Origin of the sequence: Photorhabdus kleinii (assembly GCF_025384885.1) — a bacterium.
In the GTDB taxonomy this organism is placed as follows: Bacteria; Pseudomonadota; Gammaproteobacteria; order Enterobacterales; family Enterobacteriaceae; genus Photorhabdus; species Photorhabdus kayaii.
The window spans coordinates 1-13728 of sequence record NZ_JAJAFY010000074.1; the positions used below are offsets into that span (position 1 = coordinate 1).

The following is a 13728-nucleotide window of genomic DNA, read 5'->3' on the forward strand; positions in this document are numbered from 1 at the left end:
GGAACATCGTTATTGAGGTAAGTAGTTACTGAGGTAAGTAGTTATTGAGATAATATACAAAAATTGCCAACATCAAAATAGCTATTCACCATATGAACATAGACGTCGGCAATTGCATCAAATAAAGAAGATAATCAAATAAAAGCTAATAACATTCTACGTACATAAATATACCTTATTAAAAGCTATTATTTTTCATCATCATTTATCAACTGATAAGATACAGCAATATTTGCTGCCTGACCTGCTAATGGGCTGTAATCACTGGACAAATATATCCCTGAAATATAGTGACTTTCACCAACATAAAATTTCCTATATCGAGATGTTCCAGGATCGCCAAATAACAATGAACGACCATCACTCAAAGTAAATACCGCTCTATCAACAGCACCATTGCCCCATACTTCCAAACTGGTAATTCGACTACCATTCAAAGAAATAGATGCCGTCTCACCAGATATTGTACCTAATCGATGGCTACTACCATCATCAAATACAACTGTCAGCCCTCCCACTCTCGGAGCCCCTCCAATACGTACAATATGTCCCATCAAAGAATCTATCTTTCTTCTCTTCCCTCCATTAAGAGCTGGTTTGAGAGGTGGAGCCATATCTTTCTCTGGAGTCAATGCCTGAATTCTGGCTTTTGCTGTTTGACGGTCAAAGAAAGTAGAATAACTTAAAACATCAACATAGATTCTATTATTTACTGACTCGGTTTCACTCAATTTATCCCAAATACTGATATATTCAATCCCATGTAAACGACAGTGACCATGAACAGACATAACATTATTTGCAACAGTGTCGGCAGTCGAGTTATTAAGAGCATCATTAAGCTCTCTATCATAGATATCATTAATATAACTATTAGCCTGTTCTACCGTCTTTTTGATTAATCCTCGGACTTTTTCAATATCAATATCACTAAGCCCAATTTCAGCTCTTCTCTCTAGACCAGCAACCCAATAGGTTATCTGCATCATAACCGTAGTAGAAAACATGGGTAATATTTGATAGTTAACATCATCCGAAAAATTATTAAATTTTTTGTGATAACCATCTATATTTTCTGCCAGGTTATTAAAAGCACTCCTCGCTTCGTCAGAGCCTGGATGCTTATCAAGAAGATCAGCAACGGTTGCCATTCGCTCTTGTATATATGCAATATCACCCGCAAGGATACCTTTAATCGTCTTTAACGCAGACTCCTCTATCATCCTCTCAATTTGTTTGACAATCCCTTCCCATATATTTTCTTTCGATTGAGGCCAGAATAAACCGACTAAAAAAGATATCGCAGGACCAACCGAAGGTATAAAAGATATACCCCCTATGATTGCATTTTTTACAATATCAGTAACATCCCACTCTAATGCACTCGTTTTTACCGCATATTCATTAGCCACAATGGTTCTGAGGTCTAAAACATTTTCTGTATGCATAATGAAACCCTTAAATTAAAATAAGATGTTTAAACCAAATTTGCCGTAACATAAGCCACTCTATCCGTGTTATTATAGATAACAAATTTACTATAATAAAAAGAGCTGCTAGGCACGTTTAATACCTTATCTTCTCCTAATCCTACATCTATAGAACCAGCCTCAAACCATTCAGAGGTAAAACTATGAGACCAGTAAAATTTAGCCGTAACACTATTTGCCAGCCCTGTATTTACAACTCTCAGAGAGCTTCTGGATTCTGGAATTATTGGGGTGTCTACTCTAAATACCTCCACACTAGCATGAGGTGATATAGTCAGATCACTCAAAGGACCAACTGCATTTAAATCTTTATATACTGGAACAGGAGAATTAGAATAAAATTCTGCTTTCTGCTCATCTGAATCAACAACAATGGTTATTCTAGACATATTTATTTTCCTCATTAAAATTTAAATAAAACATACTCAACTTGCATATAAATATTTTCAAAAACAGTATTACCACTTAATTAAAGATACTCTTTAACTATCATAGAACTACTATTATCTTTGGAAATTAATTCCCCGATATATTACGTGGACTTTACATACCACAATAACTCACCAGAACATTAAGATATCCATATTATAAGTAAGCCATTAACGAGACATATCTAAAAAAATCACAATAATATAAAAACTATAGCAGAGATACAGTTCGTGTCAATGTCCTTCTTCAATGAAATCACTATTATTTAAGAGTTAATGAAATTATATGAGATATAAAAAATATATACAAAAATATTAAAATTCAAATTATTAACATTACGTTATCCACTTGAATTTAATAATATCAATATTGATTACTATAGCATTATAAAATTCTATTTTTATTTTCCAATTTCATCTTTATACAGTAACTATAAAATGATAATAAACAATCTATTATCTTAACCATATATTACTGTTACATCCGCATAAATAATCTTTTTATTATCAATTGATTATGTTTTTTACAAGATAACAGATGAGTATTTTTAAAATCACCCTCTTTCTGATGAAAAAAAATTAACTTCATAATAGAAAATAATTTTGACTGTAGATTTTAGCTATTCAAATATGCTGAATACAGTTAATTGACCTTCCATTACTCCACCAATAAATTATGTCGCTTAAAATATGACGAAAAAATACAGAAAAAATGAGGGCAGATTTCAAAGCATTTGAAACCACACTCGTTGCCCCAATTCCAGATAATACCAAACTTAAAGCATCATTAATGGCATCCTCACCTTGGGAAAAACAACCTTCCCAGTACTACGAGGATAATCAACCATCTGAATTCTCTTCCTGTGAAAAAGAATACGCCTCTATCCTCCCAAATACGCATTTCTCACTGCTTCATTAACCAATAATGCAGACCCGCTGTCTTCTAGTACGATCTTACCGTTTTCCAATACATATCCTCGGTCAGCCAATTTCAATGCCTGATTTGCATTCTGTTCAACTAAAAAGATTGTCATCCCCTCTTCCCTCAACTGCTGTATAGTATCGAAAATCTGAATGATAATTATCGGCGCCAGTCCCAATGAAGGCTCATCCAGCAACAATAATTGTGGCTGACTCATTAAAGCGCGGCCAATTGCCAACATTTGCTGTTCACCACCGGACATCGTTCCAGCCCGCTGGTTACGTCTTTCCTGTAAACGCGGAAATAAATCATAAACCCGCTCAATGCGCCGCTGATACTGAGTCTTATCAGCAAAAAAGCCGCCCATTGCCAAATTCTCTTCCACTGTCATACGAGCAAACACTCTGCGACCTTCAGGAACAATCGCGATGTCCTCACGCATAATACGAGATGTCGACCATTGGGTGATATCCTGACCACGAAAAATAATGGAACCTTCAGTTGCTCTGGGTTCACTACATAAGGTGCTGAGCAATGTTGTTTTTCCTGCGCCATTTGCACCAATCAGAGTGACAATTTCTCCCTGCTGAATATTCAGGCTAACCTGATGCAACACCTGAACTTCCCCATAGTGGGCGGATACCCGCTTAAATTCCAACATAATTAATACACCTCGCCCAGATATGCCCGGATAACATCCGGATTGTTACGAATCTCTTCTGGCCTCCCTTGCGCCAAAGACATTCCCTGATTAACAACATAGATACGATCTGAAATTCCCATCACCAATTTCATATCATGCTCAATCAGCAATACAGAAACTTGATGATGTTCCCTTAGTTCAGCAATTAAAGCATTAAGCTCTTCTGTCTCTTTCGGATTCAGACCCGCAGCAGGTTCATCCAGCATCAAAATTTCCGGACGAACCACCATGCAGCGAGCAATCTCCAAACGCCGTTGCTGACCGTATGCCAGATTACCTGCCTGTCTGTTTGCCAGTGGTAATAAACCAATCCGTTCTAACCAAGTTATGGCCCAATCTACGGCCTTAGATTCTGCCCGGCGGAATGCCGGCGTTTTAAAAAGGCCAGCAAAAAGGCCCCTTTTCAGATGCTGATGCTGTGCCACTAATAGATTCTCTATCACTGTCATCTCCCGGAATAACCGCACATGCTGGAATGTTCTGATAACACCCAGACAAGCAATAGCCTGCCCAGATAACCCTTCCAGATGTTTTTCCCGCAGCTTTATCGTACCACTAGTCGGACAGTAAAATCCTGTCAGACAATTAAAGATCGTGGTTTTCCCTGCTCCATTAGGGCCAATAAGAGAAACAATTTCACCCTGATTTAGCCTCAGGGCAACGTTATTAACCGCCAACAAACCACCGAAGCGCATGGTCAGATCGGAAACTTGCAATAATGGTGTTGCACTCATGCTTGCTTTCCTCCCTGTACCTGTCGTTCCAATTTGACATGACGGCGTTTTGTCGGTAGCAACCCTTGCGGGCGCCAAACCATCATCAATACCATCATTGCCCCTAGCAGCAACATACTGTAGGCATTCAGATCACGCATCATCTCACGGGAAACCACCAACAAAATGGCGGCTAGAATCACCGCAGTCTGTGAGCCCATCCCTCCGAGTACCACAATCGCTAGCACAAAAGCAGATTCAGCAAAAGTGAAGGACTCTGGGCTGACGAAACCCTGCCGGGCAGCAAATAAAGTACCCGCAAAACCGGCAAATGCTGCACTGATAGTAAACGCAGCCAGTTTAATACGGGTTGGACTCAGACCAAGAGAGCGGCAAGCAATCTCATCTTCACGCAGCGCTTCCCATGCGCGACCTAATGGCATACGCAGTAGTCGATTAATAATAAATACTGTCAGTATTACCAACAGTAACGCCACCAGATAAAGGAAGATGACCCGATCACTGGGATCGTATTTCAAACCAAAGAAGTTGTGGAAAGTATCCCAACCTCCCTCTTTCACACTGCGGTTAAATTCCAGCCCGAAGAAAGTCGGTTTTGGGATCTGGCTGATACCATTCGGACCACCGGTTATTTCAGTATTATTCAACAGTAGAATGCGAACAATTTCACCAAAACCAAGCGTAACAATTGCCAGATAGTCACCTCGCAATCGCAATACCGGAAAGCCCAACAACAACCCCGATAAAGCAGCCGTTAACCCCGCCAGCGGCAAACTCTGCCAAAACCCTAATCCGTAATAGTGACTTAGCAAAGCGTAGGTATAAGCACCGATAGCATAAAAACCTGCATACCCAAGCACCAGCAACCCCGACAAACCAACCACGACATTCAAACCCAACCCTAGCATGACATAAATTAACGTCAATGTAGCAATATCAACACTACCACGGGAGACAATAAACGGCCAGATAATTGCAGCAATAATGACCAATATTGCCAGTAACTTTTGTCCTTTGGTTGAGCCATCGAAATCCGGCAACGACCAGCTTTTAATCGGTACTTTCTTCATTATCTGCTGAACAACCGGACGCAATAGCTGGAACAGAAAAACAACCGCACAGCCAATACCAATCCATAACCATCGCACTTCATCGGCACGATGGACGACCAACTTCGTACCCTCCAGCGACAACTGCATCCCCATCATAAAGGCAGACAACACAAATAAAGCGACTGAGGCGATAATAGCATTCACCCAATTAGCATGTTTCATACCTTTTCTACCTCTGGACGTCCTAAGATTCCAGTCGGCATAAACAACAGCACAACAATGAGCAGAGCAAAAGAAACGGCATCTTTATATTCTGTGCTCAAGTAAGCAGAAGTTAAGGCTTCAGAAATTCCCAAAATCAAGCCACCAATCATCGCCCCTGGAATACTACCAATTCCTCCCAATACTGCTGCGGTGAAAGCTTTCATGCCTGCCATAAAACCGATATACGGATTTATTACACCGTAGAACTGCCCCAACAAAACACCGGCTATTGCAGCCATGACTGCACCGATAACAAAGGTTAAGGAAATCATTCGGTTAGTATTGATCCCCAACAAACTGGCCATTTTCAGATCTTCCGCACAAGCACGGCAGGCACGTCCCATACGGGAGTAGCGAATGAATATTGTCAATATCAGCATGGTAAGAAATGTCACTACCCAGATGGTCAGTTGCATTGCGCTAATACTGGCAGAAAATCCATCACTTTCGCCTAATACCCACTGCCCGGTAATCAGGCTAGGCAATGCCAGATCGCGAGAACTTTGTGACAGACTGACATAGTTTTGCAAGAAAATAGACATCCCAATCGCCGAAATCAGCGCAATCAGACGTTTGGAATGACGAACTGGCCTGTAAGCCACTCGCTCAATACTCCAACCATAAGCAGCAGCAATGACAATTGATGTTAAAAAAGCAGCAGTAATCAGCAACCAGCCCAAATCAACGCCCATCATGATCAGAGCCGCAATCACAATAAAGGAGACATAGCTACCAATCATGTAAACTTCACCGTGAGCGAAGTTAATCATCCCGATAATGCCATAAACCATCGTATAACCAATGGCAATCAATGCATAAGTACTACCCAGAGTCACTCCATTTAACATCTGTTGTAAAAAATAGAGAAATTGCTCTGACATACGTTGTACCTCTGGAATAACAGCTCCTGACAAACAGAAGCTGACGACTGTTCTGATGACTTTACTTCACAGAAGTAGAAGAACCATCTGCATGCCATTCAAAAATACCGAATTCGAACCCTTTTAGATCGCCAACGGCATTCCAGCTTAGTGTCCCCATTACGGTATCTACTGGATTCGCTTTCAGGTCTTTCACCAAATCAATCGGTTCCATACTACCGGTACGGTTCATTGCCGCAGCCAGAGATTGCAGAGCAGCATAGGTTGTCCAGACGAACGGACCTGTCGGATCACCTTTCTTACCTTTGATCGCCTCAACAATAGCTTTGTTCACCGGCACCTGATCGTAACGCTTAGGGAGGGTGACTAACATTCCTTCAGAAGCAACTCCAGCGATATTGGATAGCGAGGAGTTACCTACACCTTCCGGTCCCATAAAACGAATATTCAGACCAGACTGTTTAGCTTGACGCAGAATTTGCCCCATTTCAGGGTAGTAGCCACCAAAATAGACAAAATCCACATTCTCTTTTTTCAGGCGGGCAACCAGAGCCGAAAAGTCTTTATCACCAGCAGTAACGCCTTCAAACAAGACAATATTGGCTCCCGCTTTTTTCAATTTATCGAGAACAGATCGAGCCAACCCTTCACCGTATTGCTGTTTATCATGAACAATAGCTATACGCTGAGGTTTAATCTTTTCAGCAATATATTTCGCTGCCGTTGGTCCCTGATCAGAATCCAACCCGGTAGTACGCATAATCATTTGGTAGCCACGAGTTGTCAGATCGGCATTGGTTGCCGCTGGTGTAATCATAATGACACCTTCATCTTCGTAGATGTCAGATGCCGGTTGAGTAGAGGAAGAGCATAAATGGCCGATAACATAGCGAATGTTGTCATTAATCACTTTATTCGCGACAGCAACAGCCTGTTTCGGGTCACACGCATCATCATATTCAACCCCCACCAGCTTATTACCATTAATACCACCATTAGCATTGATATCTGCAATCGCCTGACGTGCGCCAGTAAATTCCATATCACCATATTGCGCAACTGGACCAGACATTGCTCCTACAATCGCCACTTTGGTCTCTTGTGCCCACAGTGAGTGACTCATCATCATGACAATACAGCCTGCTAATAGTGTTTTACCTGTTATGATTTTCATTTTATTTATCCCCGTGTTGTTATTGGTCTAATTTATTGTGTTTACCTTTTATACCCGTTATCTTTCAAGTTGCCTCTTTGTTGGCTGCACTCACTCACCCCGGTCACATAGTTACCTATGCTCCCGGGGATTCGCTCCCTTGCCGTCGCGATGCATCTTAAAATCCATAGGGTATAGATCTCCGATTATCTAATGGGATAACCGTGATTTTTTGTGATCTCTGATTAGATAAAGTAATTTTTATGAATAAGATTTTATTTTTCATGCTATTAAAATAGCATTTCATGCTTAAAATCAAATTAACAAGGTAGATAAAAGCATTAATTACAGAATAAAATACCGCCAAAGTTGATTGGAATTTAGACAAAACATAGTGTGATATTCTGGTTAAATATTAGTAAAGCAATCTTTAACTCGAAATATCAATCATGTTAAAAACATTTTTCCAGCAACGTATAAAAGCGGTTACGCGACACTCTATCGATCTATGCAACTAAAATTGATATGGAAAAACCATGAAGTTAACTATTGAACAACTTACTGTTTTATCAGCACAAGATATAATTGATCTAAAGAAAATCTGGCCTCAACAGGCTCCAGAGCAATGGCAAAGTTGGTTAAAAAATGAAAATAAACTGTTCGCTGCTCGTTTTAATGATAGATTACTGGCCGCAGTAAAAGTGACTTTCAGTGATCAATCCGGCCTGCTTAAAGATTTACGTGTCCGTGAAATAACACGCCGCCGGGGAGTAGGTTTATATCTGATAAATGAAATAAAAGCTCAGCATCCCACCATTAACCAGTGGAAGTTAAGCCTTGAAGGGTTCTCAGATGCTAACGAACCAGCATTAAAAGGTTTTATGAGTGCCTGTGGTTTTTACTACGATGCCAAGTCAAATTCTTATTCTAGCTGACCCATTTTCCAGACCGCAGCCACATTGCGGGCAGTCACCCTCAAATTCTCATGCCCGCAAGCAAGAGCGTCAGAAAGAGAACAAACGCCGGGCATAATTGAGAAAACGGCATCCAATCCGTGCTCATGAACGATGCTATAGTTCTGACTTATACTGCCAACCAATGCAATGGTTGAAATAGCATACTTTTTGGCGATACGAGCAACACCAATCGGCGTTTTACCGTAAATAGTCTGGCTGTCCATTCGTCCTTCACCAGTAATAACCAGATCAGCGCCTTGTACTGCCTTTTCCAATTCCAGCATGGAGATAACAATATCAATTCCCGGTTGCAATTTAGCGTCCAACCAACCAAGTAAAGGAACGCCCATTCCCCCTGCTGCTCCTGCACCGGGTACGTCAATGACCTTAATGCCTGTCAGTAATTCAATTTTCTCACCATAATGGCGCAGGGCTGCATCCAACTTTTTCACCATCTCTGGTGTCGCCCCTTTCTGTGGCCCGAAAATAGCAGATGCACCAAACTCACCACATAACGGGTTAGTCACATCACAGGCGACGATAATTTCAGTCCGACTCAAACGAACGTCCAAACCGGAAAGATCAATTTTAGCAAGCCGATTTAACGCAGCCCCGCCAGCCTCCAACGTTTTACCATCAGAATCAAGCAAACAAGCCCCCAACGCCTGCATCATACCGGCACCGCCATCATTAGTCGCGCTACCACCAATGCCTAAAATTATCTTTCTGACACCTTGATCCAAAGCAGCCAACATCAACTCACCGGTACCATAAGTCGTGGTTATCAGCGGATTACGCTTTTCCATCGGCACCAAATGTAAGCCAGAAGCCGCCGCCATTTCAACAACAGCGGTTTCTCCATCACCTAGTACGCCGAAAAAACTATCCACCGGCTGATTTAACGGACCGGTGACCGACAGACGTATAATCTTTCCACCAGTAGCTGCTACCATTGATTCAACTATACCTTCCCCCCCATCTGCCATCGGCAATTTAATGTATTCAGCTTGTGGATAGATTTCACGAAATCCCTGTTCTATCGCTTCAACGGCCTGTAAGGCGCTGAGACTTTCTTTAAATGAATCAGGTGCAATAACAATTTTCATAGGATTAGATGACAACAATGAAAAATAAAACAAAAAAGGCGATAAACCATTATCGCCTTTTTAATTATGAATACGTTAACGCAAAATCACCCTAATTTATGCCTCAATGGCTACACGCAATTTTTTCATGGCATTTTTTTCAAGCTGACGTACACGCTCCGCAGAAACACCATACTTATCCGCCAGTTCTTGCAGGGTAGATTTATTATCATCATCTAACCAGCGGCAACGGATAATATCCTGACTGCGCTCATCTAAGCTTTCTATCGCTACCGATAATTTATCAGCCGCATGGTTTTCCCAATTGTCCTCTTCAATGCCGTCTGCAAAATCAGATGCTTTATCCTGAAGATACAGCACTGGCGCAACCGGTTGACCTTCCTGACTATCATCATCGACAGACATATCAAACGCCATATCCTGCGCTGACATACGAGATTCCATCTCACGCACATCTTTACTGGTCACGCCAAGTTCTTTGGCGACCATTTCTACTTCGTCCTGATTGAACCACCCCAAGCGCTGTTTAGTTTTACGCAAATTAAAAAACAGCTTACGCTGTGCTTTAGTTGTTGCAACTTTAACAATACGCCAGTTACGCAGTACATATTCATGGATTTCAGCTTTAATCCAGTGGACGGCAAAAGAAACCAGACGCACCCCTACTTCCGGGTTAAAACGACGTACTGCTTTCATCAGGCCAATATTCCCTTCCTGAATTAAATCCGCCTGAGGTAGCCCATAACCAGCATAGCTACGAGCGACATGAACAACGAAGCGCAGATGAGACAGAATCAGCTTCTTAGCTGCATCCAGATCTCCCTGGTAATGCAGCCTTTCAGCCAGTTCCTTCTCTTCCTCTGCTGTCAGCATTGGATAAGTATTAGAGGCGCGGATATAGCCCTCTAGACTTCCTTGAGGAACTAACGCTAAGGTTTGCATTTCTTTGGCCATTCAAATCCTCTCAAATAAGGCTCAAATCGTTAGTATAGATTAGATTACATCAGTGTATATGAGAACCAACGTTCAACATACAGCGGTACAGTCTATCACCAGAATGTGCATATTCAAGTCACAGATCCATGGAAGAGTAATAATTTCAGCACCGACCATCCCGGTAATGGGTTCACAGAACAAAAAATAACAGATAGTTTTATATTTATGCAACTACCTTTATTTGTACTATCCCCGACAAATATTAATTCCATTTCACAAAAGCGCCCGCCAGGTTCACCGGGAGAGTACAAGCACCTTTTTAATTAATTCTACACAGAAGAAAATCATGATTTTAGATTTAAATCAATGAATAAGAAATTCTTACCCTAGGAAAAAGGAGATGATTATTGCGTTGTCAGGCTGATTTCGCTCAGCCTGTTGAGAAAATTACCGTTTTATTCTGGCGTAAAATGACGCAAATGCTGAGTTGTCGCTAACCAAGCAGCGACCCAACCAATCATTGCGGAGAGCAAAACTAGCAGCAGGGACTCATCCCATGAAAGCCCATGTAAATTAAATGTCGTGCCAAATACACTGGCAACCTGTGTGACAACATCAGAAAGTTTCCACACCAACAGTGCAGACAAAATTAACGATAAAATTGCCCCCAAAGCCCCTAACAAAGCACCACCATTGAGGAACGGGCGCAAAATAAAGCCATCCGTTGCACCAATAAGCTTCATCACGTTAATCGTATCACGATGACTGAAGATACTGAGACGCACACTATTACCGATGACCAAAAACAGCGCAACGATCATCAGAATACCGATTACTGTCACAATCTGACCGATAAGACCTGTCAGCGCTGCCAGACGAGCAAACCAGCTATCATCCATCCGAACTTCTTCAATACCTTTAACCTGAGAAACTCTATCACGCAGCGTGGTCAGCGTCTGTGAACTCTGAAAATCGATTTTCGGTGTGATAATAGCCACCGCGGGCAACGGATTCTCTTCCAGCATATCCAGTGCGCTACCAAAGCCAGACCAAGCGCGGAATTCTGTCATTGCTTCCTGACGTGAGAGATAGTTGACATTATCCACACCATCAAGTGCTTTCAGCTCACTTATTAATTTCTGAGCACTGCTATCATCCAGTGATTTATCGAGATATACCGTCAGTTGAGGGGAGGGATACCATGTCTCCGCAGCCTGGCTGACATTCTTCCATACAATGTAACAAACACTTGGTAATGTCAGGGAGATAGCAATCACCATCACGGTCAACAAAGTTGCCAACGGCTGACGCGACATATCTGTCAACGTATTCATCCAAGCATAGCGCCACTGCTCACGCCATCCTCCTTGTAAAACTTTACTTTTCGATCTTGTTACTTTCCCCGCTGCCTTACGCACATTTTTAACCATGATGCTCTCCCGCCATACGGCCCTGGCTCAGAGTCAGAATACGATATTTCCGTCTTTCAATCAGTGCCATATCATGGGTCGCCATCAGCACTGTCACCCCTACCCGGTTAAATTCTTCAAACAGTCGTAAAATACCCTCTGACAATTCACCATCCAGATTACCGGTAGGTTCATCCGCCAACAAAACAGTCGGCTTATTCACAACCGCACGAGCAATGCCAACGCGTTGTTGTTCTCCCCCTGAAAGCTGAATTGGGAAATTTTTCGCTTTGTCCAGCAGACCAACCTTATCCAGAGCAGCAGAAGTCCGACGACGGATATCTTCAGAACTCGCACCTGAAATAATCAGCGGCATTGCCACATTATCGTATACTGTCCGATTCAGCAGCAGATGATGATCTTGGAAGATCATACCAATCTGACGACGTAGAAAAGGTACCTCACGGCTTTTTAACCGACTGATATCATGACCGGCAAACCAGATATGTCCGGCACTAGGCCGCTCAATGCCACAGATCAGTTTCAGCAAGGTACTTTTACCTGCCCCTGAGTGACCGATTAGAAATGCCATTTCCGCAGGGCGCAAATGAAAATCCACCCCTTGCAGGGCTTGCCGTCCCCCCAGATAAGCTTTACTGACCTGTTCAAAGCGAATCATAGGTAATTAATCCTCTCGGGCAAAAAGTGCCTCTATAAAGTCGTCTGCCTTAAATGGCCGTAGATCTTCAATTCCTTCACCAACCCCAATATAACGAATAGGAATTTCAAACTGATCAGCAATGGCGAAAATTACTCCACCTTTGGCAGTACCATCCAGTTTTGTCAATGAGATGCCTGTCAACCCAACAGCTTCATGGAATAGTTTAGCCTGATTTATCGCATTCTGACCGGTACTGGCATCCAATGTCAGCATAATTTCATGTGGAGCATTTTCATCCAGTTTTTTCATCACTCGGACAATCTTCTTCAATTCTTCCATCAGATGAGATTTATTTTGCAAACGACCTGCGGTATCTGCAATCAGGACATCGACACCTTTGGCTTTAGCTGACTGAATAGCATCGAAAATCACGGAAGCAGGATCTGCGCCAGTATGTTGCGCCACTACCGGAATATGGTTACGTTCCCCCCACACCTGTAACTGTTCAACGGCGGCTGCACGGAAAGTATCTCCGGCTGCCAGCATGACAGATTTACCTTGTGCCTGAAATTGACGAGCCAATTTACCAATTGTCGTGGTTTTTCCCACACCATTAACACCAACCATCAGAATGACGTACGGCGTTTTTCCTTCAATGTCCAGGGGTTTATTCACTTTAGTCAGAATACCAGACATCTCTTCTTTCAGTTTGGTATACAACGCTTCTGCATCTTTTAGCTCTTTACGGCTGGCATGCGTTGTCAAACTGCTAATGATTTTACGGGTAGTATCGACACCAACATCAGCAATCAATAACTGCTCTTCCAATTCATCAAATAGGTCATCATCGATCTTTTTACCACTGAATAGACTAAGAAAACCGGACCCTAAATTCTGACGAGTTTTAACCAAACTGCGTTTCAAGCGAGAGAAAAAGCCCTCTTTAGTCGGACGCTCTTGCTCTTTTGATATAACTGGCTGTTCGGTTTGTACTTGTTCCGCCTGCTCCGCCGCTAACCTTGCGGCTTCCTCT

General features: G+C 42.2%; 13 protein-coding genes. 1 reads left to right on the forward strand and 12 read right to left on the reverse strand.

Translation table 11 applies throughout. The features are described from left to right. Positions 1–188: 188 nt before the first annotated feature. From LG003_RS21450 to LG003_RS21480, 7 genes are all read right to left on the reverse strand, one after another. A complete protein-coding gene (locus tag LG003_RS21450; protein WP_112878276.1) occupies positions 189–1448 on the reverse strand; it encodes an insecticidal delta-endotoxin Cry8Ea1 family protein in 1260 nt (419 codons plus the stop codon). Positions 1449–1477: 29 nt separating this feature from the next. After that, positions 1478–1879, reverse strand: a complete 402-nt coding sequence (locus LG003_RS21455; RefSeq protein WP_112878275.1) for a hypothetical protein — start codon at positions 1877–1879, stop codon at positions 1478–1480. Positions 1880–2799: 920 nt separating this feature from the next. Then, positions 2800–3501 carry a high-affinity branched-chain amino acid ABC transporter ATP-binding protein LivF gene (gene livF, locus LG003_RS21460; RefSeq protein WP_112878274.1) on the reverse strand — a complete coding sequence of 234 codons (702 nt, stop codon included), beginning with the start codon at positions 3499–3501 and terminating at the stop codon, positions 2800–2802. A gap of 2 nt (positions 3502–3503) precedes the next feature. Continuing rightward, a complete protein-coding gene (livG, locus tag LG003_RS21465) occupies positions 3504–4277 on the reverse strand; it encodes a high-affinity branched-chain amino acid ABC transporter ATP-binding protein LivG (RefSeq protein ID WP_112878273.1) in 774 nt (257 codons plus the stop codon). Continuing rightward, entirely contained in the window at positions 4274–5551 is a 1278-nt protein-coding gene (locus LG003_RS21470) for a high-affinity branched-chain amino acid ABC transporter permease LivM (RefSeq protein ID WP_262981605.1), read from the reverse strand. The genes livG and LG003_RS21470 overlap by 4 nt, the downstream gene beginning before the upstream one ends. Beyond that, positions 5548–6474: a high-affinity branched-chain amino acid ABC transporter permease LivH gene (gene livH, locus LG003_RS21475; protein ID WP_112878271.1), complete on the reverse strand. Its 927-nt coding sequence runs from the start codon at positions 6472–6474 to the stop codon at positions 5548–5550. Before livH ends, LG003_RS21470 begins: the two co-directional genes overlap by 4 nt. 61 nt (positions 6475–6535) lie before the next feature. Beyond that, positions 6536–7648: a branched-chain amino acid ABC transporter substrate-binding protein gene (locus LG003_RS21480; protein WP_112878270.1), complete on the reverse strand. Its 1113-nt coding sequence runs from the start codon at positions 7646–7648 to the stop codon at positions 6536–6538. A gap of 515 nt (positions 7649–8163) precedes the next feature. On the opposite strand from LG003_RS21480, the gene panM reads away from it, so the two are divergent. Then, complete coding sequence (gene panM, locus LG003_RS21485; RefSeq protein WP_112878269.1) at positions 8164–8562, forward strand: aspartate 1-decarboxylase autocleavage activator PanM; 399 nt, start codon at positions 8164–8166, stop codon at positions 8560–8562. Here panM and LG003_RS21490 read toward each other — a convergent pair. From LG003_RS21490 to ftsY, 5 genes are all read right to left on the reverse strand, one after another. Next, on the reverse strand, positions 8550–9689 hold the full coding sequence (locus tag LG003_RS21490; RefSeq protein WP_112878278.1) for a glycerate kinase: 1140 nt from the start codon (positions 9687–9689) through the stop codon (positions 8550–8552). The genes panM and LG003_RS21490 overlap by 13 nt on opposite strands. 96 nt (positions 9690–9785) lie before the next feature. Beyond that, positions 9786–10643, reverse strand: a complete 858-nt coding sequence (gene rpoH, locus LG003_RS21495; protein WP_112878268.1) for an RNA polymerase sigma factor RpoH — start codon at positions 10641–10643, stop codon at positions 9786–9788. A 437-nt stretch (positions 10644–11080) separates the two neighbouring features. Further along, positions 11081–12055 carry a permease-like cell division protein FtsX gene (gene ftsX / locus LG003_RS21500; RefSeq protein ID WP_112878267.1) on the reverse strand — a complete coding sequence of 325 codons (975 nt, stop codon included), beginning with the start codon at positions 12053–12055 and terminating at the stop codon, positions 11081–11083. Further along, positions 12048–12713: a cell division ATP-binding protein FtsE gene (gene ftsE, locus LG003_RS21505; RefSeq protein ID WP_112878266.1), complete on the reverse strand. Its 666-nt coding sequence runs from the start codon at positions 12711–12713 to the stop codon at positions 12048–12050. The genes ftsX and ftsE overlap by 8 nt, the downstream gene beginning before the upstream one ends. Positions 12714–12719: 6 nt before the next feature. Next, positions 12720–13728 (reverse strand): signal recognition particle-docking protein FtsY (gene ftsY, locus LG003_RS21510; RefSeq protein WP_262981606.1); only part of this gene is annotated, 1009 nt, incomplete at its 5' end.

Coding starts and splice junctions, on each gene's coding strand:
- LG003_RS21470 (WP_262981605.1), bottom strand. CDS start 5,551: ATGAAACATGCTAATTGGGTGAATGCTATTATCGCCTCAGTCGCTTTA.
- LG003_RS21455 (WP_112878275.1), bottom strand. CDS start 1,879: ATGTCTAGAATAACCATTGTTGTTGATTCAGATGAGCAGAAAGCAGAA.
- livG (WP_112878273.1), bottom strand. CDS start 4,277: ATGAGTGCAACACCATTATTGCAAGTTTCCGATCTGACCATGCGCTTC.
- ftsE (WP_112878266.1), bottom strand. CDS start 12,713: ATGATTCGCTTTGAACAGGTCAGTAAAGCTTATCTGGGGGGACGGCAA.
- livF (WP_112878274.1), bottom strand. CDS start 3,501: ATGTTGGAATTTAAGCGGGTATCCGCCCACTATGGGGAAGTTCAGGTG.
- rpoH (WP_112878268.1), bottom strand. CDS start 10,643: ATGGCCAAAGAAATGCAAACCTTAGCGTTAGTTCCTCAAGGAAGTCTA.
- ftsX (WP_112878267.1), bottom strand. CDS start 12,055: ATGGTTAAAAATGTGCGTAAGGCAGCGGGGAAAGTAACAAGATCGAAA.
- LG003_RS21490 (WP_112878278.1), bottom strand. CDS start 9,689: ATGAAAATTGTTATTGCACCTGATTCATTTAAAGAAAGTCTCAGCGCC.
- livH (WP_112878271.1), bottom strand. CDS start 6,474: ATGTCAGAGCAATTTCTCTATTTTTTACAACAGATGTTAAATGGAGTG.
- LG003_RS21480 (WP_112878270.1), bottom strand. CDS start 7,648: ATGAAAATCATAACAGGTAAAACACTATTAGCAGGCTGTATTGTCATG.
- panM (WP_112878269.1), top strand. CDS start 8,164: ATGAAGTTAACTATTGAACAACTTACTGTTTTATCAGCACAAGATATA.
- LG003_RS21450 (WP_112878276.1), bottom strand. CDS start 1,448: ATGCATACAGAAAATGTTTTAGACCTCAGAACCATTGTGGCTAATGAA.